Source organism: Phenylobacterium terrae (assembly GCF_042681205.1).
In the GTDB taxonomy this organism is placed as follows: domain Bacteria; phylum Pseudomonadota; class Alphaproteobacteria; order Caulobacterales; family Caulobacteraceae; genus Phenylobacterium; species Phenylobacterium terrae.
The window spans coordinates 522,178-544,481 of the sequence record NZ_JBHUEY010000001.1 but is presented as its reverse complement, the minus strand read 5'-3'; the positions used below and the strand labels follow the sequence as shown (position 1 = coordinate 544,481).

Genomic DNA, 22,304 nt, shown 5'->3' with positions numbered 1-22,304 from the left:
GTATTCGGTCGCGCGCTGCGGCTATACTCAAAGTAGACCCAGAACGAGTTCCGCGGGCCGGCAGAGAGCCGCGCCCTTCGGCGTGGCGACGATGGGCCGATTGACCAGGATCGGGTCCATCACCATGGCCGCCACGATGGCCTCTTCGGAGGTGGAAGGGTCGGTCAGGCCGAGCTCATCGGCCTTGGTGCCCTTGACCCTGAGGGCGTCTCGGGCGCTGACGCCCATCCGCTTGAACAGCCCCTCCAGCTGCTCGCGCGTCCAGCCGGCCTTCAGATATTCCACGACCTGCGGCTCGATCCCCTTCTCCCGCAGGAGGGCCAGGGTGTTCCGGGACGTGCCGCAGGCGGGGTTGTGATAGATCACCACGTCGCTCATGGCGGGGGTTTAGCCCACCGATTGTGACAGCGCCAAGACAGAGCTGGCGGGAGGGGTGACAGGTAGGGCCGCGCCCAACCAGGCGCCGGCGCCTTTCGGTGACTGGTTGCGCCGGCCCGGCGCTAGCTGTCACCCTCCTGCGGGAGGAGGCGCCAGATGACCGAAGCCGCGACCACGCCCGCCGAGCCGATCCTCGAGCCCGAGCTGCCGATCGTCGATCCGCACCACCACCTGTGGGACCGGCCCGCCGCGCGCGGGGCCGACCTGCCGCCGCCCCGCCACCCGTTCGAGGTCCTGACGCGGCTCTCGCCCCGCTATCTGCTGGACGAGCTGCTGGCGGACCTGCGGCGCGGCCACAACGTGCGGGCCACGGTCTTCGTCCAGTGCGGGGCCATGTACCGGGCCGACGGGCCGGCCCACCTGCGCCCGGTCGGCGAGACGGAGTTCGTCAACGGCGTCGCGGCGATGACCGCCAGCGGGATCTACGGCGAGGTGCGAGCCTGCGCCGGCATCGTCGGCCATGTGGACCTGACGCAGGACGAGGGCCTCGTCGCCGAGGCGCTGGAGCGCCACCTCCAGGTCGCCCCCGACCGGTTCCGCGGCATCCGCCACAGCGCCTCATGGGACGCTGACCCGGCGGTGCTGGGGCCGCTGCATCGGGGGGCTGCGGGGCTCTACGCCTCCGACGCCTTCCGGCGCGGCTTTGCGCGCCTTGCGCCGCTGGGCCTGTCGTTCGACGCCTGGCTGCTGGAGCCGCAGATCGGTGAGCTGACCGACCTGGCCCGCGCCTTCCCCGAGACCCCGATCATCCTCGACCATGTGGGCACGCCGCTGGGCATCGGGGCCTACGCCGGCCGCCGGGAGGAGCGGTTCGGCGTCTGGCGCGACGCGCTGGCGGAGCTGGCCCGCTGTCCGAACGTGGTGGTCAAGGTCGGCGGCCTGGCCATGCCGTTCGCAGGCTTCGCCTCGTTCCAGAGCCGGCCGCCGGCGTCGTCAGAGCAGCTCGCCGCGGAGTGGCGGCCCTATGTGGAGGCGACGATCGAGACGTTCGGGCCCGAGCGCTGCATGTTCGAGAGCAACTTCCCGGTGGACCTGGGCAGCTGCAGCTACGACGTCCTGTGGAACGCCTTCAAGCGCCTCGCCAAGGGCTGCTCGGCCGACGAGAAGGCGGCCCTGTTCAGCGGCACGGCGACCCGGGTCTACCGCCTGGCCCTGCCCTGAGCCGGAACGGGCCTGCGTCCCGCCCGTTCGCTCCGATCGAAGCGCCGCACGGCGCGCAGGATTGGAGATGCGCGATGAACACCCCCACGCCGGCCAACCAGAACAAGCCGAAGCACGGCGTCCAGCCGAAGCCGAAGATCGAGGAGCGCAACGCCCTCAATCGCGGGGCCGACACCCGCAAGACCGATGAGAACAGCCAGCACAGCGGCGGCGCCAGCGGGACCGGCGGCGTCGGCGGCGCCGGCGGCAGCGTCCTCTAGGCAAGAAAAGGCCCCCGGCGAGCGGATCGCCGGGGGCACGAGTTCGAGGGGAAGGGGACCCTCTACAAAAGCCAGGCGGCGCCCACGGCGACGTCGCCGTTGATGCGGATGACCATGTCGGCCGCCGCATCGCCGTTGGTGTCGAAGGCGAAGGTGGTCAGGTTGGCGCCCGCGTCGAAGCTGCGGACCATCTGGCCCGCGACCCCGGTGAAGCTGGCGGCCTGAACGAAGGCCTCGTTGGCGGCCGTGGCCACGTTGGCGTCGATCTCGGAGACGTTGACCCGCTCGCCGGCCGCGTAGTCGGCGATCAGGTCGTTGCCGCCGGTCTCGGTGAAGCGGAACTCGTCCAGGCCGGTCCCGCCGTACAGGGTGTCGTTCCCCTCCAGGCCGTTCAGGACGTCATTGCCGCCCAGGCCCATCAGCACGTTGCCGACGTGGTTGCCGACCAGGTAGTCGCGGGCCGAGCCGCCGGTCGCGTTCTCGATGACCGTGTTGTAGGCGATGCTGATGTTCCGGTGGGACAGGGCGAAGACGCCTGAAACGCCGGTGTCCGCCAGCACCCGGTTGTGGCCGATGTTGCCGATGTTCGTCAGGAAGGCGTCCCAGTCGGCCTGGGTCCACAGCTCGAAGTCGCCCTGGTCCGCGTCGGTGACGGCGTTGAACGCCTCGGTGATGGCGTTGGCCTCCTCGAGCGTCGGCCGCACGCCCGCCGAGCTGAACGCGCCGGGCCGAAGGTCGAGGAAGACGCTGGCGTCCGCCCCGGAGAGGTCCAGGGTGTCGATCCCGCCCGCGTCGTAGATCGACAGGAAGGGCGAGCGGTTGACCTCGAAGTCGTAGACCTCGTTTCCGGCGTTCGAGTTGAAGCCGTAGGTCGTGGCGCCGGCCCGGGTGGTCGGGTCGGCCCCGTACTTGGACTGGATGGCCAGGATGTCGTGCAGCAGCGGGGTCTGGGCGTAGCCGACCAGGCCCAGTTCGGTGTGCACCGGCTGGGCGCCGCTCTTCTGCGGGCTGAAGTAGGACATGATGGAGAACTGCATCGTGTCCTGGGCGTAGAAGGCGTCGCCCTCGTAGGTGATCGGGTCGGGCTCGCCGTCCCCGTCGTTGTCGTCGCCGAAGTCGTAGTCGCCGGGGTGCGTCAGCCCCAGGGCGTGGCCGGCCTCGTGCACCAGGGTGGTGCGGCCGTAGCCGTTGAAGTCCAGCCACAGGTTGGTCCAGTTGGCTTCCGGGGTCGCGGTCCAGATGTCACTCTGCACCTTCACGCCCTTGCCCGGATAGTAGGCGTGGGCCTGGGCCGGGCCGGTGGTGGTGTTGGCGAAGACGATGTCGGCGCCCACGCCCTTCTTCTCGACGATCGATTGCGGGATCAGGTCGTCCCACAGCTCCATGGCCTCGCGGGCGACCTCGCGCTGGGCGGCGCTGAACGGGGTGTAGCCGCCGGGCTCGGTGAGGCCGTAGGTCGGGTTGTTGTAGATGCCCACCGGGCGGGGCGTGTCGAGGAAGGTGAAGGTGATCGTCTTGCCGGCGATGATGCGGCCGGAATCCAGCTGCCCGATCACCTGGTCGTGGTTGTAGATCGGCTTGCCGGCCCAGGTGGCGATGCCGGCATAGTCTTCGAGCAGGAACGGAAGCGCCTCGTCGCCGAGGACGGGATCCGCGCCCGAGTTCAGCGGCGCAGCGCCGCTCAGAGCTCTTTCGACCATCAAATGACCCTTCGGTTTGTCGCGTCCTGGAGGGTCGTCAGCCGGTTGCAGCCGCACCCCCCGCTACCGGAAGGATGCATGGTCACAGATGTAACGCCAGAGGGATTCTGCCTCTTAGCTACATGTTACCAGTGATAAGTTACCACTGCGCTTGCAGCTCGCCGACGACCAGCGTCGCACCGGAGGCGCCGAAGGGCATGACCTTGCGTGGCGTGGGCGGCGGCGGGATCGCGCCCGGCGGCCAGGCGTCGGCCGCCGACCAGTAGCGCACCTCCAGCCGGCCCGCGCCTTCGGGCCGGAAGGCCAGCGAGACGCCGTCCGGGTCGCCGACCCAGCGGATGCGCGTCCACTGGCCCGCCGGGGCGGTGAGGCCGGTGCGATTGCCCTCGACCGCCAGCTCGGCCAGCGCGACGGTGGGGCGGATCTCGATGGTGAGGCTGCGGGCGCCGGCCGGCGGCAGGATCGACAGCAGCCGGGCGCCCTCCAGGCCGGTGGCCAGCGTGGCCGCCGGGGCCGGCAGGTCCAGCCAGCGGGCCGGGGCCGCGGCGACGGGCTCGGGGTAGAGGGGCGGCAGGGGGCGGCGCGCGATGGTCCCGCCGTCGGCGGTGAGCACCTGGCGGGCCCAGGCCGTCTCCTCGCCGGCCGAGGCCACGCGCCAGGCCTGCCGCCGGGCGGTGTCGACCACATAGGCCAGGGTCGCCGGCTGCGGATGGCGCTCGCTCCAGGGATCGGTGAAGCGGATCACGCCGATCAGCGCGATCCCGATGACCAGCAGGCCGAGCGCCGTCAGCCGTCCGCCGCCGCCGATCCGCGGATGGGCCAGCGGCCAGATGAACAGGGCGGCCAGGGCCGCATAGACCGCCAGCATCTCCGGCAGGTCCATCGCCAGGAACGACATGTGAAGGTAGGGGCCGAGCCAGGCCAGGCCGAGCGCGGCCACGAAGGCGGCGATCAGCGTGTCGACGAAGCTCTTCACCGCCGCCAGGGCCACCAGGGCCGCGCTCGCCGCCGCCAGCGCGATCGGCCAGACAAGCAGCACCGCGGCCGTGGGCGCCGCGGCCTGTGCGGCGCAGGCGGTCAGGAAGCCTGTCGCCAGGACGCCGGCCCAGGCGCCGGGAAGGGAGGCGGCTCGGCCGAAGGTGACCAGCCCCAGGACCGCGCCGGCCGCGCCGATCCCTGCGCCGACCGCGTCGAACCCGCCGAACAGAGAGCAGGCCAGCCCGGCCGTGGCCGGGATCGCCGCCGCCTCGATGCGCGTCTTGCCGCGCGCCAGGGCCGCGGCGGCGTAGAGGGTGGCCGACAGGCCGATGACCACCAGCGCCGCCTCGAACAGCGGCCCCCGCGCATAGAGCTCGAACTGGTCCAGATAGCCGAAGGGCGTGCCGGTCGCCCGCCGGGCGATGCGCAGCAGGGCCGCTGCGAGCAGCAGCAGGTAGAGGAAGGCTCCGGCCCCCTGCGCCAGGTCCATCCAGCTCGCCGCCGCGTCCAGCCGCCGGGCGCGGACGGCGGCCACCAGCAGCAGCGCTGCGGCGGCCGCCAGGATCGCCCAGCCCACGATGGGCGGGTAGGCGATCACCCAGGCCGCCAGGTCGGCGAAGACCACTTCGGGCGTGCGGGTCGGCAGGGCCTCGGCCGTGGCGGCCTCTCGGGTCGCGGCCAGCGCCTGGGCGCCCAGGTCCTGCAGGGAGCCGCGGTCGAGCCGCTCGGGCGTCGCGGTGGGCGAATGGTACTCGAAGGGGCGCCCCACGAAGGCGAAGTTCAGCCCCGGGATCCCCGCCTCCATCGGCACGGTGAAGTCCGTGTCGTTGGGCATCTGCTCGTAGACGAACTGGCTGAGCGAGGTCGCCGCCGGCCGCACGGCGGACCTGGCGAACAGCCGGATGGTCTCGCCGTTCTCCGGCCCCGTCTGGAACATCAGCGCCCGGCCCGCGCCGCCGCGGGACTCCAGGTTGATGACGAAACCCACGCGGCGCGCCAGCGCATGCCCGGCGAAGAAGGCGCGGGCGCCCAGCAGGCCCACCTCCTCGCCGTCGGTGAACAGGAAGACCACGTCGCGGGCCGGCGGATCGCCCGCCTTCAGGGCCCGGGCGATCTCCAGCATGGCGGCGACCCCGGCCGCATCGTCCGCCGCGCCCGGCGAGCCCGGCACGCTGTCGTAGTGGGCCATCAGCAGCACAGCCGGGGCCGCGCGGTCCCGGCCCGGCAGGACGCCGATGACGTTCTCGACCCGCCCGCCGGCGAGGACGAGCTCGCGCCCCTCGCGCTGGTCCCAGACGTCCTCGGCCTGCACCTCCGGCGCGAGCCCGAGCTCGGTCAGACGCCGCACCAGGTGGTCGCGCACCAGCCGGTTGGCGTGCGAGCCCATGGGATGCGGCGCGCGGGCGATGACGCGCACGTCGGCCATCGCCCGTTCGGCGGAGAAGCGGTCGGCGGGGGCGTCGGCGGGGCGGACCCGGGGCGGGTCGAGCTGCAGCCAGGCCAGCAGGGCGGCGGCGATCAGCGCGAGCGCCAGTACGATCGTGCGTCCCATCCCGCAGCTCCCGCTCCTTCGAAGGGGCGAACCTAAACAGCCTCGCCGGAAACGAAAACGCCCGCCGGAGCGACGGCGGGCGTTAACAAGAGAGGTGGGGCGTCAGGTCAGGCGGCGACGACCTGTTCGTGCGGGTCGCGCAGCACGTAGCCGCGGCCCCAGACGGTCTCGATGTGGTGCTTGCCGTCGGCGGCGGCGGCCAGCTTCTTGCGCAGCTTGCAGATGAAGACGTCGATGATCTTCAGCTCCGGCTCGTCCATGCCGCCGTAGAGGTGGTTCAGGAACATCTCCTTGGTCAGGGTCGTGCCCTTACGCAGGGAGAGCAGCTCCAGCATCTGGTATTCCTTGCCCGTCAGGTGGACGCGCATGCCGTTCACTTCGACGGTCTTGGCGTCCAGGTTGACGGTGATGTCGCCGGTCTTGATCACCGACTGGGCGTGGCCCTTGGAGCGGCGGACCACGGCGTGGATGCGGGCGACCAGCTCGTCCTTGTGGAACGGCTTGGTCATGTAATCGTCGGCGCCGCCGCCCAGGGTCTTCACCTTGGTGTCGATCTCGGCGGTGCCCGACAGGATCATGATCGGGGTGTTGATCTTCGCCACCCGCAGCGTGCGCAGCACGTCCATGCCGCTCATGTCGGGCAGGTTCAGGTCCAGCAGGATGAGGTCGTAGTCGTAGATCTTGCCCAGATCCACGCCCTCTTCACCGAGGTCCGTCGTATAGACGTTGAAGCCTTCGGACTTGAGCATCAGCTCGATGCTCTGCGCTGTGGCGCTGTCGTCCTCAATAAGCAGTACGCGCATCCGCCCCTCTTCCTCTCCGCACCTCGGTCATAGCCCGCAGATTCGCTCGATGCCGCAGGCCGTCGCCGTTAACTTGCCAGCGAGTTAATTTAAGACTGGTTAATGGTGAAATCTCTCGCGTCGAAGAAATGGTTAACGCGATTTGAGATTCCGCCACAAGCGAGGCGGAAGGCCGCGCTTCCTGACGCCGGTTGAATCTTTTGTGATTGGACGCGGCCGCGAAGCACCCCCACTCCGGCGACGGCCCGGCCCCTGCGTCAAGCCGCCGCGCCTGGAGCGGCTTTCGGGAACGCCAGGGCAAGCTGGGCGGTTGTCGCCCGGGAGGGGGCGAGCGTCCGCCCGCGGAGCAAGGGGATCATCGCATGCGGCCCAGACTGAAGCCTCTCGACCAGCAGGTGATCGTGATCACCGGGGCGAGCTCCGGGATCGGCTTGGCCACCGCCAAGAAGGCGGCCAAGGCCGGCGCCGCCGTCGTGCTCGCCGCGCGCAACGAGGACGCCCTGAGGGCGATCTGCGCCGAGATCAACGCCGCCGGCGGGCGCGCCCACGCGGTGGGCGCCGACGTCGGCGACGCGCAGGACGTGGAGAAGATCGCCCGGGCGGCGATCGCCCGCTTCGGCGGCTTCGACACCTGGGTCAACGACGCGGGCGTCGGCCTCTACGCCGAGCTCACCGAAACCCCGCTGGAGGACCACGCCCAGCTGTTCCGCACCAACTACTTCGGCGTCGTCAACGGCTCCATCGAGGCGGCCAAGCACCTGGCGGACAAGCCGGGCGGCGGGGCGGTGATCAACGTGGGCTCGGTGCTGTCGGACATCGGCGCGCCCATCCTGGGCGCCTACGCGGCCTCCAAGCACGCGGTGAAGGGCTTCACCGAGTCCCTGCGCATGGAGCTGCAGCGCCACAACTCGCCGGTGTCGGTCACCCTGATCAAGCCGAGCGGGATCAACTCGCCCTTCTCCGACCACGCCCGCAACTACATGGACAAGCCGGCCCGCGTGCCGCCGCCGGTCTACGCGCCGGAGGTGGTCGCCGACGCCATCCTCTACGCGGCCCAGCGGCCCGTGCGGACGCTGACCGTCGGCGCGGGGGGACGGCAGATGACGCTCACCGCCGCGCTGGCGCCTCACTTCGCCGACCGGCTGTTCGGGGCGACCTTCCCGCCGCTCAGCAAGCGCAAGGGCGAGAAGCCGGCGAGCGACAATCTCTACGGTCCCGCCGAGGACGGCCGCGTTTCGACCCCGCATTTCCGCGGCCGCAAGTTCAGCGTCTACACCGAGGCGCGCAAGCGGCCGGGACTGACCATCGGCCTGGGCGCCTTCGCGCTCGGGCTCGCCGCGGCCTGGCTGGGCCGCAAGCAGCTGGGCGCGGCGGCCCGGCCGCTGCTGGCCCGCACCGTGCGGCCGCTGGCGGTGCGCGCCGTCCGCCGTCGGCCGATGGCCGCAGCCCGCTACGCGCTGCGCCACCCGCGCCAGACGCTGCAGGTCGCCCGCGCCTTGCGCTGAACTTCGCCATCTGGTCTGCAGCAGGGGTTCTAGGCCGCGCCGGCGGGCGGCGGGGCAGGGGAGGCGCGCATGATTGAAGAGCAGCGGTTCGGCTATCGTGGCGAGGACGGCGCGGAGATCGCCGCCTTCCGCTGGACCGGCTCGGCGCCGGCCAAGGCGGTGATCCAGCTGGCGCACGGCGCCGGCGAGCACTCGCTGCGCTACCTCGAGCCGCTGACGCCGATCATCGAGGCCGGCTACGTCCTCTATTCCGCCGACCACCGGGGCCACGGCGCGACCGCCGGCCCTGACAGGCTCGGCGACTTCGGCCCCGGCGGCGCGGCCGCGGCCATCTCCGACATGGCGGTGCTGTCGAAGAAGATCCGCGCCGACCACGCCGGCCTGCCGCTGATCCTGTTCGGCCATTCGATGGGCGCGGCCTTCGCCCAGGTCTACCTGACCCGCCACCACGGCTTGATCGACGCCCTGGTCCTCTCCGGCACGGCGGCCACCTGGCTGCCCCGGGGCGAGCGGCGCGATCCGAACAGCGCCTTCGAGAACCCGCGCACGCCCTACGACTGGCTGTCCCGCGATACGGCCGAGGTGGACAAGTACATCGCCGACCCGCTGTGCGGCATCCGCTTCACGCCCGAGTCCGGCGCCTCGTTCCGCACCATCGGCGAGCAGGCGGCCGATCCGGGCTACCTGAATGAGGTCCGCAAGGGCCTGCCGGTCTACATCTTCGTGGGCGACGAGGACCCCATCAACGACAAGCTGGCGCGGGTCACGCCGCTGGTGGACCGCTACCGCGAGGCGGGCCTCGACGTGACCTTCAAGGTCTATCCGGGCGGGCGGCACGAGATGCTGAACGAGACCAACCGGGCCGAGGTGGTCGCCGACCTGAAGGCCTGGCTGGACCGCGTCGCCGGTTGAGCGCTTGACGCCGGCTTACGCCCGTAGTCTGCTGCCCGGATGCACATCACCGCCGCCGAGAGCCAGGTCATGGAGAGCCTCTGGCGCACCGCCCCGCTGACGCCGGACGAGCTGATCGCCGACGTCCGCACGCGCGAGGACTGGGGCCCGGCGACCGTCAAGACGCTGATCAACCGGCTCCTGAAGAAGAAGGCCATCCGCTCCGAGCGGATCGACGGGCGGACCCGATACGTCCCCCTCGTGCAGCGCGCCGACTACGTGCAGTCCGAGAGCCAGAACCTGCTGGACCGGCTGTTCGGCGGCGAGCTGACGCCGCTGGTCGCCCACTTCGCCGAGCACCGCAAGCTGACGCCGCAGGAGGTCGAGCGGCTGAAGCGCCTGATCGACGAGCTCGGCGATGACAAGTGAGCTGATCGAGGCCCTGGTCCGCGCCAACCTCGCCGCCTCGGCGGCGGTCCTGATCGTGCTGGCGCTGCGCAGCCCCGCCGCGCGCCTCTTCGGCGCCCAGACCGGCTACGCGCTGTGGAGCCTCGTCCCGCTCGCCTGGGCGGGGAGCCTGCTTCCGGCCCGGATCGCCGACGAGGGCGCGAGCCTGCCCGCTCACGGGCCCGCGCTGGGCTCGCAGGTCGCCGAAGCGCTCGCCATGCTGTGGCTGGCCGGCGTCGGGGCGAGCCTCGCCGTCTTCGCCCTGGCCCAGCTCCGGTTCTGGCTGCGCCAGCGGCAAGGGCGGGCGGGGCCGGCGGTCGCCGGCGTCTTCTTCCCGCGGCTGGTCCTGCCCAGCGACTTCCGCAGCCGCTACAGCGTGCAGGAGCAGGCGCTGATCCGCGCCCACGAGCTGGCGCACCTCGACCGCGGCGATCCGCGCGTCAACGCCTTCATCGCCGCCTTCCAGCTGGTCAACTGGTTCAATCCGCTGATCCACTACGCCGCCGCCAAGGCGCGCCTGGACCAGGAGCTGGCCTGCGACGAGGCCGTTCTCGCCGCCCGGCCGACGGCGCGCCGGGCCTACGCCCAGGCGCTGCTGAAGACCCAGCTGGCGGCCTCCGGCCCCCCGCTGGGCTGCCACTGGCTGGGACGCGGCCGCCATCCCCTGGAGACCCGCATCGGCCGCCTCGCGGCGCCGGCCCCGGGGGAGGCGCGGCGGCTGGCCGGAGCGCTGACGGCCGGCGCGCTGGCCATCGCCGCCGGGGTGTCCGCCTGGAGCGCCCAGCCCGTCCGCCCCCCACCCGAGCCGAAGGTCCTCGTCGTCCCGGCTCCGCCGGTGATGCACGTCCTGCTGGCCGGCCCGGACGCCCTGCCGCCGGTCGTTCTGCCGCCCCGGCCCTGAGCGGAATCTTCACCACCAGTTAAGGCCTTGGGCCGGATTCTGGCGGCCTTCCTGGGGGCCACCGAATCTTGCGCAGCCTTGTCGCCGCCGTCGAGCGTATCGATCCGCTGACCGTCTCCGGCCGCGTGGCCGCGGTGAACGGCCTGCTGATCGAGGCCCGCGGCGGGCTGACCCGGCTGGCGGTCGGCGCCCGGGCGGAGATCCAGCGCCTCGCCGACAAGCCGCTGCCCGCGGAGGTGGTCGGCTTCCGCGAGGCCCGCGCCCTCCTGATGCCCTTCGGACCCGTCGAGGGCGTCGCCCCCGGCGCGGAGATCCGCATCGAGCCGCTCGGCTCGGCCGTGCGCCCGACCAAGGCCTGGCTCGGCCGTATCGTCGACGCTTTCGGCGAGCCCATCGACGGCAAGGGCCCGCTGCCCCAGGGCCTGGCCGCCTATCCCCTGCGCGCGCCGCCGCCTCCGGCCCACGCCCGCGGCCGGGTCGGCGCGCGGCTGGACGTCGGCGTTCGGGCCATGAACGTCTTCACCACCTGCTGCCGCGGGCAGCGGCTGGGCGTCTTCGCCGGCTCCGGCGTCGGCAAGTCTGTGCTTCTCTCGATGCTGGCCCGCCAGTCGGACTGCGACGCGGTCGTCGTCGGCCTGATCGGCGAGCGGGGCCGCGAGGTGCGCGAGTTCATCGAGGAGACCCTCGGCGAGGAAGGGCTGAAGCGCGCCATCGTCGTGGTCGCGACCTCCGACGAGCCGGCCCTGAAGCGCCGCCAGGCCGCCTACATGACCCTGGCGCTGGCCGAGTTCCTGCGCGACCAGGACCTCGAGGTCCTGTGCCTGATGGACAGCGTCACCCGCTTCGCCATGGCCCAGCGCGAGATCGGCCTGGCCGCCGGCGAGCCGCCGACCACCAAGGGCTACACCCCCACCGTCTTCACCGAGCTGCCCAAGCTGCTGGAGCGCGCCGGCCCCGGGCCGATCCGCCCCGACGGCACCACGGCCGGCCCGATCACCGGCCTCTTCACCGTCCTGGTGGACGGCGACGACCACAACGAGCCCATCGCCGACGCGGTGCGCGGGATCCTGGACGGCCACATCGTCATGGAGCGGGCGATCGCCGAGCGCGGCCGTTTCCCGGCCATCAACGTGCTGAAGTCGATCAGCCGGACCATGCCGGGCTGCCACCAGCCGCACGAGCGCGAGATCGTGCAGGGCGCCCGCCGCGCGCTTTCCGCCTACACCAACATGGAAGAGCTGATCCGCATCGGCGCCTACCGCACGGGCTCGGACCCGGAGGTCGACCGGGCGATCGCGCTCAATCCCGCGCTCGAGGCCTTCCTCGCGCAGGACAAGGACGAATCCACCAGCCTGGACGAAGCGTTCGGGCGGCTGGCCGGCATACTGGGGGGTGATGCGGCATGAGCTGGACCAAGAGTTTGATCCGGATCTCAACCTATCAGGTGGAGGAGCTGCAGAAGCGCCTGGCCGACATCGTCGACCGCCGGCGCGCCGTCGAGGCGCGGCTGCTGCAACTGGCCGCCGAGGCCGTCGCGGAGGCCCAGACCTCCCAGGCCGACGCCGAGAACGGCTGGTACAAGGCCGGCTGGCTGGAGGGCCTGCGGGTGCGCAAGGCTGAGCTTCAGGCCGAGCTCGCCGCCATCCAGCAGGAGGAGGCCGGCGCGCGCGACATCCTCGCCGAGGCCTTCGAAGAGCAGAAGAAGTACGAGCAGGTGGCCGAGGCCATGCGCCTGACCGCCGCCAAGGAGAGCGCCCGGCGCGAGACCGCCGCGCTCGACGAGCTGGGCCTGCGGGCCGCCGGCGGGCGGTGAGCGGCCTTAGCCGCCGGACCCTGATCGGGGCGGCCCTGGCGCTCGGCGCCTGCGAGAGCCGCGCCCAGCCGGCGGTCCCGATCGAACTCGCGCCTCTGCGAGCCGCCGCGCCGTTCCCGCTGGGCGTCTGCGCCCAGGTCAGCCACATCGACGATCCCGAGTGGGCGCGCCTGGCCGCCACCCACTTCTCCCAGCTCACACCCGAGTGGGAGATGAAGATGGAGTACATCGTCCAGCCGGACGGGACCTTCCGCTTCGACCGCGCAGACCGGCTGGCCGCCTTCGCCCGGACGAACCGGATGCGGCTCTACTGCACGACTCTGATCTGGTACGCCCAGCGACCGGAAGGCTTCGAGACGCTGGACGAGGACCGCGTCTCCTTCGGCCGCGCCTACGACAACTACATCACCGCCGTCGTGGGACGGTACCGCGGGCAGGCCGTCGGCTGGGACGTGGTCAACGAGGCCGTGGCGGAGGACGGGGAAGGGTGGCGCCAGAGCCTGTGGGCCAGCCGGCTCGGCGACTTCGACCACATGCGCCGGGCCTTCGACGTCGCCCGCGCGGCCGATCCGGACGCGGTGCTGTTCCTCAACGACTACAACCTCGAGAGCATCCCCAGGAAGCTCGACACCTTCCAGCGCCTCGTCGACCGGCTGCTGAGCGCGGGCGTTCCGGTGACCGGCCTCGGCTGCCAGAGCCACATCGACGCGAGCCTGCCCCCCGGCGCCTACACCCGCACCCTCGAGGCGCTCGCCCGCTTCGGCCTGCCGATCCACGTCTCCGAACTCGACGTCTCCCTTGTCCGCGCCGGCCGCGGGCCGCGCCTGGAAGAGCGCCAGGCCGCCCTCTACGCCGAGGCCATGGAGGCCTTCATGGCGCTTCCCGCGCATCAGCGCTTCGCCTTCACCCTCTGGGGCCTGCGCGACAAGGACTCCTGGCTGAAGCGCGAGAACGCCCGTGACGCGCCGCTGCTGTTCGACGACTTCGGCCAGGCCAAGCCCGCCGCCGCGGGGCTCGCCCAGGCGCTGGGCGCCCTGAAGCGCTAGGGCCAGCTGCCGTCGAACCTGCCTTCGTGGAGGGTGACCTCGTCGCCGGGGCCGGCGCAGGCCCAGCCGCTCTTCGTGGCCGTCCGCCAACGGAACCCCTCCCGCGCCCGCCAGCACTCGTCGCCGGGGATGGGCTCCACGTGCGCCGGTCCATAGCCCTGGGCCAGGAGGGCGCGCTCGACGCTGTCCTGGCGGCGCTCGTTGACCCAAACGCCGGCGCCGACCGCGAAGACCACGAGCACGGCCGCGATGGCCGCGGCGGCCGTCAGCACCGGTCTTGCGAACGGCTGCTCCACCCGGGCGTCGAGGGGGTTCCTCACGGCTGAGCCTCGCGGCGGCGGAGCGCGCGACGCTGATAGAGGCTGAGGCCGATCAGGATGGGCGCGGACCCGAGGAAGACGAGGAACAGGGGCCTGGGGGGAAGCAGGAGGCCGCTCGCGGCAAGCACCGCCCCGGTGAGCGTCAGGCCCCAGCCGATCCGCAGCGCCGTTCGGGTCCAGACCGCCGGGGCCGGCGCATCCGCCCCGGTGGGCGGGCTGAGCTTGGCGAAGAAGTTGCCCCGGATCGCCATGGCGACGCCGACCAGCACGCAGACCAGCCGGAGGTAGCTGGCACCGTCGAGGGCGGGCGGCTCGGCGTTCAGGTACAGCCGCGCCGCCCAGGCCTGGACCGCGGCCAGGAAGACGAACCAGAAGACCAGCGCCCCCTGCAGGTGCCGCGCGTGGTCCTCCGCGAGCCGCATCCGCTCGGCGGCGAACAGGCGGTGCGCCAGGATCAGCAGCGTTGCGGCGCTGACCGGAATGGCGAGCAGCACCAGCGGCCGCAGGGGCCGTTGCAGGTCCGCCGCGAGCTGACCCGCGTGCGCGCGCCAGGCCAGCGCGCCGGCCGCCACCAAGGCGAGTTCCACGACGATGGCGACGAGCAGCAGGCGGACGATCCGGTTCACCGCGCGGCCTCCTCGTCGGCGCCGGAGCTTCTCTGGCCGCCGAGGCCGATGCCGAAGGTGTCGGCGAACGCCAGCAGCGCGTCCTCCAGCACCGACAGCCGCAGCCGATAGGTGATGGAGGCGCCGTGCTTGTCGGCGGCGATCAGGTCCGCCTCCTTCAGCACCGCGAAATGCCCAGACATCGTCGCCTTCGAGACGGGGAAGGCGGCGGCGAGTTCGCCGGCGGTCATCGGCCGCTCCCGCAGCAGCTGCAGGATGCGGCGGCGCGTGGGGTCGGAAAGGGCTTTGAAGACGCCGCTCATGTTCGGAAGTTAGGCAAATACCGAACTAAGGGTCAAGCGGCGCCTTTACGGAAACGAAAACCGCGCTCTCTAGAAGTTCGGGCGATGAAGCTGATCTACGCCCTGCAGGACCCGGACAATCCGAACTCGCTCGCCATGAAGATGCGGCGGGCGCGGGCCCGGCATGTCACGGGGCTGATCGAGCAGATCGCAGCCGAGACCGGCCGCTGCCGCATCCTCGACCTGGGCGGCGAGCCCGACTACTGGCGCCTGTTCGACCGCGCCCTGCTGGAGCGCTGCGGCGTCCACATCACCCTGGTGAACCCCCAGGCGTTCGAAGTCGCCGATCCGATGTTCGAGGCCGTCGAGGGCGACGCCTGCGCGCTGGAGGCCTATCGGGACAACGCCTTCGACCTCGTCCACTCCAACTCGGTGGTGGAGCACGTCGGCGACTGGCCGCGCATGGAGGCCTTCGCCCGCGAAGCTCGGCGCCTCGCGCCCCGCTACTACGTCCAGACCCCCTACTTCTGGTTCCCGATCGAGCCCCACTTCTCCGCGCCGTTCTTCCACTGGCGCTCCGAGCAGAGCCGGGCCCGGGCGCTGATGAAGAAGCGCCACGGCTTCGCCGAGCGGGCGAGGGACGTGGGGGCGGCCATGCGCGACGTCCAGCACGCGCGCCTCCTCGACAAGACCCAGTTCCGTTTCCTCTTTCCCGACGCCCGCCACCTTGACGAGAAGTTCGCCGGCCTGACCAAGTCGCTGATCGCGATCCGGGCTTAGGCAAAGGGGAGCGGCGATGACGGCCGCTGTTTTCATCGATGAGGCGGGGGCCGGCGACCTAGCCTGGCTCATCGAGGCCGATCGCCATGTTCCCGAAGCTTGGGTTCGTCGGTGCATCGACCACGGCGAATACCTGATCGCTCGGCACGCCGATGTCCCCCTCGGCTTCCTCCGTTATAGCTGGTTCTGGGGGACGATCCCCTTCATGGACCTCATCTGGGTGGATCCGGCGCATCGCCGCACGGGCGTCGGACGGGCTCTCGTGGCGCGCTGGGAAGCGGACATGCGGGAGCGTGGCGCCGAGGTGCTGCTTACGTCCAGCATGAGCGACGAACCGGAACCGCAGGCCTGGCATCGCCGAAACGGCTTCACCGAGTGCGGGCAGCTGACCTTCGGCGTGGCTCAACCGACGCCGGAGGTCTTTTTCGTGAAGGATTTGCAGCGCTCGGGCCGCCCGCACGCCCTAAGCGGCTGACCGGCCTGAGCCGCCGGTTAGCTGAAGTTGGCGTGGCGGCAGAGCACCCTCAGAACGCGCTCGCCGCCAAATCCTATCACGATCCGGATCATCCCGCCGTCGGCGGGGATCGCATCCGCGAAGCTGACTTCCGCGTGGCTCCAGCCGATGAGTTCTGGCTGGTGCACCAGGCCCCAGCTTCTGAGCCCGCCGGCGAACTCCATATGCTCGACGAGCCGGCAGGTCAGCCGTCGGTGAACGGGGGCCTCCTCGATGTTCGGCCGCACGGCGCCCGTCGCTCGATCGAAGACGTCATTGATCGTGATCTGCAGGGTGCTGAGAGCGTCCGAGAAGCGGAGGTCCTCCACGATGCATTCGCTAAGCGCGGCCAGCTCGCGCCGAAGTTTGTCTTCCATGCTCTGTCTCTTGCGGTCCCGCACGGCAGGACCGAAGGGCTGAGAATGGGACCGCGCGCAATGCTTGACGAGCATGTAAGCATACGCTTACCGTTAGTTACCGCTAACGCCCAGAGAGGATGCTCCCCATGTCCGCGTTCGTCGTTCACACCGTCCCCGGCAGCCCGTTCGCCCGCGCCGTCATGGCCGTCCTTGAGGAGAAGGGCGCGGACTGGCGTCTGGCCCCGCTCGCGCCGATGGCGAGCAAGCAGGAGCCCCACATCAGCCGCCACCCGTGGGGCCGCATGCCGGTGCTCGAGCATGGCGGCTTCTGGCTCTATGAGACCCAGGCGATCCTGCGCTACCTCGACCGCGTGCTGCCGGAGCCGGCGCTGACGCCGGCCGATCCGAAGGTCGCGGCCCGCATGGACCAGCTGCTCAACATCAACGACTGGTACCTCTTCCAGGGCTGGGCGGCGGTGGTCGTCTTCCAGCGCGTGGTCGGCCCGCGGCTGCTCGGCATGAGCCCGGACGAGGCGGCGATCGCCCAGGCGGCGCCGCAGGGCCAGCCGGTGGTGCGCGAGCTCACCCGCCTGCTCGGCGACAAGCCCTACCTCTGCGGCGATCAGCCGAGCCTCGCCGACTTCGCCATCGCGGCCCAACTCGACCTGATGGCGCAGACCCCCGAGTGGACGCAGGTCGCCGGCTCGGCCGACGCCCTCAAGGCCTGGCTCGACCGGATGCTCGCCCGCCCGTCGATGCAGTCCACGACCTGGGCCAACGTCGCGGCGATGGCGGCCTGAGCGCGTTCCTTTCCCGCGAAGCGGGAGAGGGGGACCGCCCGCCGAAGCCGGCGGAAGCCGGCTGAAGAGCGGGTGGGGGAGAGGGAAAGCCGCAGCCACGGCGCTGTGGCCTGCCCTTTCCACCATCGGCTCTTCGCTCCGCTCGGCCGGCGGTCCCCCTTTCCCATGAATGGGAAAGGAAGGAGCGGGCGACATACCCGATCTTCGAGAATCCTTGCGCCCGGCGGGAGGCGTGCTACCACCCTGCCCATTGGTGCGTAGGCGATTTCGAAGGTGTGATCGATGAGCGAGGCGGGAACTGCGAAGCGGCCCATCGACAAGCAGGCGCTGCTGGCCAAGTACCGCGCCGAGCGGGACAAGCGGCTGCGGCCCGAGGGGAACGCCCAGTACCTGGAGCTGAAGGGCAGCCACCTCGCCCACTATCTAGAGGACCCCTACACGCCCTTCATCGAGCGGGCGCCGGTGACCGACCACGTCACGTTCGCCTTCGTGGGCGGCGGGTTCGCGGGCCTGGTGACCGGCGCGCGGCTGGTGGAGGCCGGCGTCAGGGACGTTCGGATCATCGACAAGGCCGGCGACTTCGGCGGCACCTGGTACTGGAACCGCTATCCGGGCGCCCAGTGCGACACCGCCTCGATGGTCTACATGCCGCTGCTGGAGGAGACCGGTCACCGGCCCAGCGAGAAGTACGCCCACGCCCCAGAGATCCTGGAGCAGTGCCGGCGGATCGGCCGCCAGTACGGCCTCTACGACCACGCCCTCTTCCACACCGAGATCACCGACCTCGCCTGGGACCAGGGCCGCTCGGCCTGGGTGATCCGCACCAACCGGGGCGACGAGTTCACCGCCAGCTTCGTCGGCCTGGGCACCGGGCCGCTGCATGTGCCCAAGCTGCCCGGCATCCCCGGCATCGAGCGGTTCCAGGGCCACTCCTTCCACACCAGCCGCTGGGACTACGGCTACACCGGCGGGGATCCGAACGGCGCGCTGATGGAGAAGCTGGCCGACAAGAAGGTGGCGATCATCGGCACCGGCGCCACCAGCGTGCAGGCCGTCCCGCACCTCGCCCGCGCCTGCGGGACGCTCTACGTCGTCCAGCGCACGCCGTCCTCGGTGGACGTGCGCGCCAACCAGCCGATCGATCCGGAGTGGTTCGAGGGGATCGCCACGCCCGGCTGGCAGCAGCGCTGGCTGGAGAACTTCACCGAGAACCAGGCCGGCGGCACGGCCGAGGTGGACCTGGTGCAGGACGGCTGGACGGACCTCTCCCGCCGCATCCGGGCCAAGATCGCCCAGCTGCCGCCCGAGCAGCGCACGCCGATGAACATGCTGGCCGCCTACGAGGATTCCGACTTCGAGAAGATGGAGGAGATCCGCGCCCGGGCCGAGCAAGTCGTGAAGGACAAGGAGACCGCCGAGAAGCTGAAGGCCTGGTACCGCCAGCTGTGCAAGCGGCCCTGCTTCCACGACGAGTACCTGGAGGCCTTCAACAATCCGAACACCCATCTCGTCGACACCGACGGACAGGGTGTCGAGGCGATCACCGAAAAGGGCTTCGTCGTCGCCGGCCGCGAGTACGAGGTGGACTGCATCATCTACGCCTCGGGCTTCGAGGTCGGCACCGAGTACAGGCGTCGCGCCGGCTTCGACCTGACCGGCCGGGACGGGCTGAAGCTGTCGCAGGCCTGGGCCGAGGGGATGCGCACGCTGCACGGCGTGCACGTCCACGGCTTCCCCAACGCCTTCTTCGTCCAGCCCACCCAGGGCGCGAACCTGATCTCCAACGTGCCGCACAACCTGACGGAGTCCGGCCGCACCATCGCCGCCATCGTCGCCGCCGCGCTGGAGCGGGGCGCCAGGGAGGTCGAGGTGACGCAAGAGGCGCAGGACGCCTGGGTGGAGCTGCTGCTGAAGGGCGTGGGCCGGATGCTCGGCTCGGCCGACTGCACCCCCGGCTACTACAACAACGAGGGCCAGGACCCCGGCCCGGCCGCCCGCTACAACGTCGGCTACCCGGCCGGGCCCAGCGCCTTCTTCCGCTACCTCCAGGGCTGGCGCAGCTCGGGCGCGTTCGAGGGGCTGGCGTTCCGCTAGGGGATCCTACCTCCCGCCGAGGGCCGCATCGGGCGAGCCATGCGCCGCCGGCCGTGCTAGTCTCAGTCCAGTTCTGCGTGGGTCGTGGTCCTGGACCAGCCACACGCCCGAGAGCCCTTCCCGCTCACGATGATCGTCGTGAGGGGACAAGGAGGGCTCTCAACAAAGGGTGACGACCCTGTTCACCCCGACCGGCGTGTCCCACGCCGCTCGGGACAGGGTCGGCGGCGGTCCCTGACGGCCACGCTCCCAACGCTAAGGCCTTGGGAGGAGCAGCGATGCCCGCCGACAACCACATCCGAAATCCCTTCGAAATGGCCGTATCCGGGCTGGGGGCGGTGATGTCCGACGCCGGCCGGGCGGTGGCGCAGGCCAAGCCCCGCACCGCCGAGACGGTGGAAGCGCCGGCGATCCGGCCGATCGCCACGCGCGACCTGACGGACGCGTTGCGCCGCGGCGCCGCCGACGTGGGCGCGGCGCGAGACGACGTCCTGTTCATCGCGCTGATCTATCCGCTGGCCGGGCTGCTGATCGCCACGGCGGTGTTCCAGAACCGGCTGACGCCGCTGATCTTCCCGCTGGTCGCCGGCTTCGCCCTGCTGGGGCCGCTGGCCGCGGTCGGGCTCTACGAGATCAGCCGCCGCCGCGAGCGCGGCGAGCCGGTCTCGGCCTCCACGCCGCTGGCCGTGCTCCGCTCGCCGGCGATCGGCGACATCCTGCGGCTGGGCGCCCTGCTGGTGGCCATCTTCGCCGCCTGGCTGGTCGCCGCCTGGGCGATCTACGCCGCGACGCTCGGGCCGCAGCCGCCGGCCTCCATCGGCGCCTTCGCCAGCGAGGTTCTGACCACTCCGGCCGGCTGGGCGATGATCGTCATCGGGATCGGCGTCGGGGCGCTGTTCGCCGTCGCGGCCTTCGCCCTCAGCGTCATCTCCTTCCCGCTGATGCTCGACCGGCACGTGCCCATGTCGACCGCGGTCCGGGCCTCCATCGACGCGGTGAAGGCCAGCCCCAAGGCGATGTTCACCTGGGGCCTGATCGTCGCCGGCCTGCTGGTGCTGGGCTCCCTGCCGGCCCTGGTCGGCCTGGTCTTCGTCATGCCCCTGTTGGGGCACGCCACCTGGCATCTCTACCGGAAGGTGACAGGAGAGGGGCCGGCGGCCTGACGCCGGCTCACGCCGCCGGCGCGAGGGCGTCCCGGACGCCGGCGGCGATCTCCAGCGACCGGATCCGCTTGGCCTGGTCGTAGATCTGGGCCGTGACAATGATCTCGTCCGGCCGGTGCCGCGCGATGAAGTCCGCAAGGCCGCGGCGCACCGTCTCCGGTCCGCCGACCACCGCCTTCGAGAGCGGCCCGCCGGGCGCCAGCGTGCCCGCCAGGCTCTCGTAGTCCTCGATCGGCGGGGGCAGGGGGCCGGGCTGGCCGCGGTGCAGGTTGATGAAGGCCTGCTGCAGCGAGGTGAAGAGGATCCTCGCCTCCTCGTCGGTGTCGGCGGCGACCAGGTTCAGCCCCAGCATCAGGTGGGGCTTTGCCAGATACTCCGACGGGGCGAACTCGGCCCGGTAGATGGCGCTGGCCTGGTCCACCATCTGCGGCGCGAAGTGGGAGGCGAAGGCGAACGGCAGGCCGAGCGCGGCCGCCAGTTGCGCGCCGAACAGGCTGGAGCCCAGGATCCACACCGGCACGTTGGAGCCCGAGCCGGGCACCGCCCGGATCGCCTGGCCGGGCGCGGGGTCCCGCAGGAAGGCGAGCAGCTCCAGCACGTCCTGCGGGAACTCGTCGACGCTTCCAGCCAGGTTGCGGCGCAGCGCCCGCGCCGTCAGCTGGTCGGTGCCGGGCGCACGGCCGACGCCCAGGTCGACGCGGCCGGGAAAGACGGCCTCCAGCGTGCCGAACTGCTCGGCGATGATCAGCGGCGCGTGGTTGGGCAGCATGACCCCGCCGGCCCCCAGCCGGATCGTCGAGGTGCCCTCGCCGGCGTAGGCCAGGGCCACCGCCGTCGCGGCGCTGGCGATGCCGGTCATGTTGTGGTGTTCGGCCAGCCAGTAGCGGCGGTAGCCGAGCCGCTCGGCGGCGTGGGCCAGCTCGCGGCTGGCGCGCAGCGACTGGCCGGGCGTGCCGCCCTGGACGATGGGGGAGAGGTCGAGGACGGACAGCGGAACCATGCCTCCCATGTAGGCGCCCGGCGGCCGTGCGGAACCCGTCGGCCCGCTCGGAAGTCTTGCAGCGAACAGTCGAAGCGCCTCGGGAGACGCCCCATGCCTCCATCCCCGCAGCCGCCACTCGGCGGCGGAACCAATGCCCGCCCGCTCAAGGACCCCATCGGCCAGACCGCACACGGCATTCCCGAAGAGGCGGTCGGCGAGGGCGAGGCTTCGCGCCCGGAGAGCCTGTCGCTCGCCTCCGACCCCGCCGCCGAGGCCCTGGCCCGCAAGCTGGCGGCCGAGGCCGCCAGCTGGGAAGAGCGCCGCAGGTCGCGCGGCGGCGATGGCCAGGCCTGAATGAGTGGGCCGCCGCCTCCCGCGGGGGAGGAGGGCGGCTGAGGTGATCGGCTTTGCGCCCGCCCCGCAGTATCATGGGCCGGCAGCGCACGCGCCGGAGGCCGCCCATGAGACGCCTGATCGTGACCCTCGCCCTCGCCGGCGGTCTCGCCGCCTGCGCCGGCCCGCCCGGTCCAGGCCCGGCCGCCGCCGAGGGCCCCCGCCAGTGCTTCTGGGCCCGCAGCGTCAACAGCTTCAGCGCCGTCGACGACGACACCGTCAACCTGCGCGTGGGCGTGCGCGACTACTACCAGCTCGAGCTGATCGGGGGCTGTCCGGACATCGACTGGGCCCAGAAGATCGCCATCCAGTCCCGTGGCGGCTCCAGCATCTGCGTCGGCTCCGACGCCGTCCTCATCGCCCCCAGCCACATCGGCCCGCAGCGCTGCCACGTGCGCACCGTGCGCCGCCTGACGCCGCAGGAGGTCGAGGCGATGGACCCGAAGGCGAAACCTTAAAGACCTCTCCCTCCGCGAAGCGGGGGGAGAGGGTAGGGTGAGGGGGCCTCTCCGCCGCCC

The 22,304-nt window shown here is 71.5% G+C and carries 25 protein-coding genes; 16 read left to right on the top strand and 9 right to left on the bottom strand.

Annotated features, from left to right (window positions below; translation table 11 throughout):
- Positions 1-27: 27 nt before the first annotated feature.
- Positions 28-378, bottom strand: a complete 351-nt coding sequence (gene arsC, locus ACFSC0_RS02700) for an arsenate reductase (glutaredoxin) (protein WP_377280652.1) — start codon at positions 376-378, stop codon at positions 28-30.
- Positions 379-534: 156 nt separating this feature from the next.
- Between arsC and ACFSC0_RS02695 the strand changes: the two genes are divergently transcribed.
- Positions 535-1,599, top strand: a complete 1,065-nt coding sequence (locus tag ACFSC0_RS02695; protein WP_377280653.1) for an amidohydrolase family protein — start codon at positions 535-537, stop codon at positions 1,597-1,599.
- Between the two features lie 74 nt (positions 1,600-1,673).
- Positions 1,674-1,859 carry a hypothetical protein gene (locus ACFSC0_RS02690; protein ID WP_377280654.1) on the top strand — a complete coding sequence of 62 codons (186 nt, stop codon included), beginning with the start codon at positions 1,674-1,676 and terminating at the stop codon, positions 1,857-1,859.
- 62 nt (positions 1,860-1,921) lie between these two features.
- Here the strand turns inward: ACFSC0_RS02690 and ACFSC0_RS02685 are convergent, their stop codons facing one another.
- The 3 genes from ACFSC0_RS02685 to ctrA form a co-directional block, all read right to left on the bottom strand.
- Entirely contained in the window at positions 1,922-3,559 is a 1,638-nt protein-coding gene (locus tag ACFSC0_RS02685; RefSeq protein ID WP_377280655.1) for a M10 family metallopeptidase C-terminal domain-containing protein, read from the bottom strand.
- Positions 3,560-3,698: 139 nt separating this feature from the next.
- Positions 3,699-6,089: a M20/M25/M40 family metallo-hydrolase gene (locus tag ACFSC0_RS02680; protein WP_377280656.1), complete on the bottom strand. Its 2,391-nt coding sequence runs from the start codon at positions 6,087-6,089 to the stop codon at positions 3,699-3,701.
- Positions 6,090-6,196: 107 nt separating this feature from the next.
- Positions 6,197-6,892: a response regulator transcription factor CtrA gene (gene ctrA, locus ACFSC0_RS02675; RefSeq protein ID WP_329634694.1), complete on the bottom strand. Its 696-nt coding sequence runs from the start codon at positions 6,890-6,892 to the stop codon at positions 6,197-6,199.
- A 362-nt stretch (positions 6,893-7,254) separates the two neighbouring features.
- Between ctrA and ACFSC0_RS02670 the strand changes: the two genes are divergently transcribed.
- The 7 genes from ACFSC0_RS02670 to ACFSC0_RS02640 all read left to right on the top strand — a co-directional run bounded on the left by ACFSC0_RS02670 (position 7,255) and on the right by ACFSC0_RS02640 (position 13,495).
- On the top strand, positions 7,255-8,397 hold the full coding sequence (locus ACFSC0_RS02670; RefSeq protein WP_377280657.1) for an SDR family oxidoreductase: 1,143 nt from the start codon (positions 7,255-7,257) through the stop codon (positions 8,395-8,397).
- A 69-nt stretch (positions 8,398-8,466) separates the two neighbouring features.
- Positions 8,467-9,309, top strand: a complete 843-nt coding sequence (locus ACFSC0_RS02665; protein ID WP_377280658.1) for an alpha/beta fold hydrolase — start codon at positions 8,467-8,469, stop codon at positions 9,307-9,309.
- Positions 9,310-9,348: 39 nt separating this feature from the next.
- Positions 9,349-9,717, top strand: coding sequence for a BlaI/MecI/CopY family transcriptional regulator (locus tag ACFSC0_RS02660; RefSeq protein ID WP_377280659.1), 369 nt, complete (start codon positions 9,349-9,351; stop codon positions 9,715-9,717).
- Positions 9,707-10,636, top strand: a complete 930-nt coding sequence (locus tag ACFSC0_RS02655; RefSeq protein ID WP_377280660.1) for a M56 family metallopeptidase — start codon at positions 9,707-9,709, stop codon at positions 10,634-10,636. Before ACFSC0_RS02660 ends, ACFSC0_RS02655 begins: the two co-directional genes overlap by 11 nt.
- Before the next feature lie 68 nt (positions 10,637-10,704).
- Positions 10,705-12,042, top strand: coding sequence for a flagellar protein export ATPase FliI (gene fliI / locus ACFSC0_RS02650; RefSeq protein ID WP_377280661.1), 1,338 nt, complete (start codon positions 10,705-10,707; stop codon positions 12,040-12,042).
- Complete coding sequence (locus ACFSC0_RS02645) at positions 12,039-12,449, top strand: flagellar export protein FliJ (protein ID WP_377280662.1); 411 nt, start codon at positions 12,039-12,041, stop codon at positions 12,447-12,449. Before fliI ends, ACFSC0_RS02645 begins: the two co-directional genes overlap by 4 nt.
- Positions 12,446-13,495, top strand: a complete 1,050-nt coding sequence (locus ACFSC0_RS02640; RefSeq protein WP_377280663.1) for an endo-1,4-beta-xylanase — start codon at positions 12,446-12,448, stop codon at positions 13,493-13,495. The genes ACFSC0_RS02645 and ACFSC0_RS02640 overlap by 4 nt, the downstream gene beginning before the upstream one ends.
- Here ACFSC0_RS02640 and ACFSC0_RS02635 read toward each other — a convergent pair.
- Genes ACFSC0_RS02635 through ACFSC0_RS02625 form a run of 3 tightly spaced genes read right to left on the bottom strand, consistent with a single transcriptional unit; the run spans position 13,492 to position 14,743 of the window.
- Positions 13,492-13,815, bottom strand: a complete 324-nt coding sequence (locus ACFSC0_RS02635; RefSeq protein WP_377280664.1) for a hypothetical protein — start codon at positions 13,813-13,815, stop codon at positions 13,492-13,494. The genes ACFSC0_RS02640 and ACFSC0_RS02635 overlap by 4 nt on opposite strands.
- Complete coding sequence (locus ACFSC0_RS02630; protein ID WP_377280665.1) at positions 13,812-14,441, bottom strand: hypothetical protein; 630 nt, start codon at positions 14,439-14,441, stop codon at positions 13,812-13,814. The genes ACFSC0_RS02635 and ACFSC0_RS02630 overlap by 4 nt, the downstream gene beginning before the upstream one ends.
- Positions 14,438-14,743, bottom strand: coding sequence for an autorepressor SdpR family transcription factor (locus ACFSC0_RS02625; protein ID WP_377280666.1), 306 nt, complete (start codon positions 14,741-14,743; stop codon positions 14,438-14,440). The genes ACFSC0_RS02630 and ACFSC0_RS02625 overlap by 4 nt, the downstream gene beginning before the upstream one ends.
- An 84-nt stretch (positions 14,744-14,827) precedes the next feature.
- Here ACFSC0_RS02625 and ACFSC0_RS02620 point away from each other — a divergent pair, with 84 nt between their 5' ends.
- Both ACFSC0_RS02620 and ACFSC0_RS02615 read left to right on the top strand, forming a co-directional pair.
- Complete coding sequence (locus ACFSC0_RS02620; protein ID WP_377280667.1) at positions 14,828-15,502, top strand: class I SAM-dependent methyltransferase; 675 nt, start codon at positions 14,828-14,830, stop codon at positions 15,500-15,502.
- 16 nt (positions 15,503-15,518) lie between these two features.
- Positions 15,519-15,977 (top strand): GNAT family N-acetyltransferase, encoded by a 459-nt coding sequence (locus ACFSC0_RS02615; RefSeq protein ID WP_377280668.1) that lies wholly within the window; start codon positions 15,519-15,521, stop codon positions 15,975-15,977.
- Positions 15,978-15,994: 17 nt separating this feature from the next.
- Here the strand turns inward: ACFSC0_RS02615 and ACFSC0_RS02610 are convergent, their stop codons facing one another.
- A complete protein-coding gene (locus ACFSC0_RS02610; protein ID WP_377355061.1) occupies positions 15,995-16,447 on the bottom strand; it encodes a hypothetical protein in 453 nt (150 codons plus the stop codon).
- Between the two features lie 53 nt (positions 16,448-16,500).
- Here ACFSC0_RS02610 and ACFSC0_RS02605 point away from each other — a divergent pair, with 53 nt between their 5' ends.
- The 3 genes from ACFSC0_RS02605 (at position 16,501) to ACFSC0_RS02595 (ending at position 20,411) form a co-directional block, all read left to right on the top strand.
- Complete coding sequence (locus ACFSC0_RS02605; protein ID WP_377280670.1) at positions 16,501-17,154, top strand: glutathione S-transferase family protein; 654 nt, start codon at positions 16,501-16,503, stop codon at positions 17,152-17,154.
- 282 nt (positions 17,155-17,436) lie between these two features.
- Complete coding sequence (locus ACFSC0_RS02600) at positions 17,437-19,248, top strand: flavin-containing monooxygenase (protein WP_377280671.1); 1,812 nt, start codon at positions 17,437-17,439, stop codon at positions 19,246-19,248.
- A gap of 278 nt (positions 19,249-19,526) precedes the next feature.
- On the top strand, positions 19,527-20,411 hold the full coding sequence (locus ACFSC0_RS02595) for a DUF2189 domain-containing protein (RefSeq protein ID WP_377280672.1): 885 nt from the start codon (positions 19,527-19,529) through the stop codon (positions 20,409-20,411).
- Between the two features lie 7 nt (positions 20,412-20,418).
- On the opposite strand, the gene ACFSC0_RS02590 is transcribed toward ACFSC0_RS02595, so the two are convergent.
- The gene (locus ACFSC0_RS02590; RefSeq protein ID WP_377280673.1) at positions 20,419-21,411 is read right to left on the bottom strand and encodes an LLM class flavin-dependent oxidoreductase; all 993 of its coding nucleotides are present in this window, start codon (positions 21,409-21,411) and stop codon (positions 20,419-20,421) included.
- Between the two features lie 93 nt (positions 21,412-21,504).
- On the opposite strand from ACFSC0_RS02590, the gene ACFSC0_RS02585 reads away from it, so the two are divergent.
- Both ACFSC0_RS02585 and ACFSC0_RS02580 read left to right on the top strand, forming a co-directional pair.
- Positions 21,505-21,747 carry a hypothetical protein gene (locus ACFSC0_RS02585; protein ID WP_377280674.1) on the top strand — a complete coding sequence of 81 codons (243 nt, stop codon included), beginning with the start codon at positions 21,505-21,507 and terminating at the stop codon, positions 21,745-21,747.
- 107 nt (positions 21,748-21,854) lie between these two features.
- Positions 21,855-22,244 (top strand): DUF6491 family protein, encoded by a 390-nt coding sequence (locus ACFSC0_RS02580; protein ID WP_377280675.1) that lies wholly within the window; start codon positions 21,855-21,857, stop codon positions 22,242-22,244.
- Positions 22,245-22,304 lie beyond the last annotated feature (60 nt).

Coding starts and splice junctions, on each gene's coding strand:
- ACFSC0_RS02620 (WP_377280667.1), top strand. CDS start 14,828: ATGAAGCTGATCTACGCCCTGCAGGACCCGGACAATCCGAACTCGCTC.
- ACFSC0_RS02610 (WP_377355061.1), bottom strand. CDS start 16,447: ATGCTCGTCAAGCATTGCGCGCGGTCCCATTCTCAGCCCTTCGGTCCT.
- ACFSC0_RS02590 (WP_377280673.1), bottom strand. CDS start 21,411: ATGGTTCCGCTGTCCGTCCTCGACCTCTCCCCCATCGTCCAGGGCGGC.
- ACFSC0_RS02645 (WP_377280662.1), top strand. CDS start 12,039: ATGAGCTGGACCAAGAGTTTGATCCGGATCTCAACCTATCAGGTGGAG.
- ACFSC0_RS02660 (WP_377280659.1), top strand. CDS start 9,349: ATGCACATCACCGCCGCCGAGAGCCAGGTCATGGAGAGCCTCTGGCGC.
- ACFSC0_RS02600 (WP_377280671.1), top strand. CDS start 17,437: ATGAGCGAGGCGGGAACTGCGAAGCGGCCCATCGACAAGCAGGCGCTG.
- ACFSC0_RS02595 (WP_377280672.1), top strand. CDS start 19,527: ATGCCCGCCGACAACCACATCCGAAATCCCTTCGAAATGGCCGTATCC.
- ACFSC0_RS02585 (WP_377280674.1), top strand. CDS start 21,505: ATGCCTCCATCCCCGCAGCCGCCACTCGGCGGCGGAACCAATGCCCGC.
- ACFSC0_RS02690 (WP_377280654.1), top strand. CDS start 1,674: ATGAACACCCCCACGCCGGCCAACCAGAACAAGCCGAAGCACGGCGTC.
- ACFSC0_RS02685 (WP_377280655.1), bottom strand. CDS start 3,559: ATGGTCGAAAGAGCTCTGAGCGGCGCTGCGCCGCTGAACTCGGGCGCG.
- ctrA (WP_329634694.1), bottom strand. CDS start 6,892: ATGCGCGTACTGCTTATTGAGGACGACAGCGCCACAGCGCAGAGCATC.
- ACFSC0_RS02695 (WP_377280653.1), top strand. CDS start 535: ATGACCGAAGCCGCGACCACGCCCGCCGAGCCGATCCTCGAGCCCGAG.
- ACFSC0_RS02670 (WP_377280657.1), top strand. CDS start 7,255: ATGCGGCCCAGACTGAAGCCTCTCGACCAGCAGGTGATCGTGATCACC.
- ACFSC0_RS02605 (WP_377280670.1), top strand. CDS start 16,501: ATGTCCGCGTTCGTCGTTCACACCGTCCCCGGCAGCCCGTTCGCCCGC.
- ACFSC0_RS02655 (WP_377280660.1), top strand. CDS start 9,707: ATGACAAGTGAGCTGATCGAGGCCCTGGTCCGCGCCAACCTCGCCGCC.
- ACFSC0_RS02625 (WP_377280666.1), bottom strand. CDS start 14,743: ATGAGCGGCGTCTTCAAAGCCCTTTCCGACCCCACGCGCCGCCGCATC.
- ACFSC0_RS02580 (WP_377280675.1), top strand. CDS start 21,855: ATGAGACGCCTGATCGTGACCCTCGCCCTCGCCGGCGGTCTCGCCGCC.
- ACFSC0_RS02680 (WP_377280656.1), bottom strand. CDS start 6,089: ATGGGACGCACGATCGTACTGGCGCTCGCGCTGATCGCCGCCGCCCTG.
- arsC (WP_377280652.1), bottom strand. CDS start 378: ATGAGCGACGTGGTGATCTATCACAACCCCGCCTGCGGCACGTCCCGG.
- ACFSC0_RS02615 (WP_377280668.1), top strand. CDS start 15,519: ATGACGGCCGCTGTTTTCATCGATGAGGCGGGGGCCGGCGACCTAGCC.
- ACFSC0_RS02665 (WP_377280658.1), top strand. CDS start 8,467: ATGATTGAAGAGCAGCGGTTCGGCTATCGTGGCGAGGACGGCGCGGAG.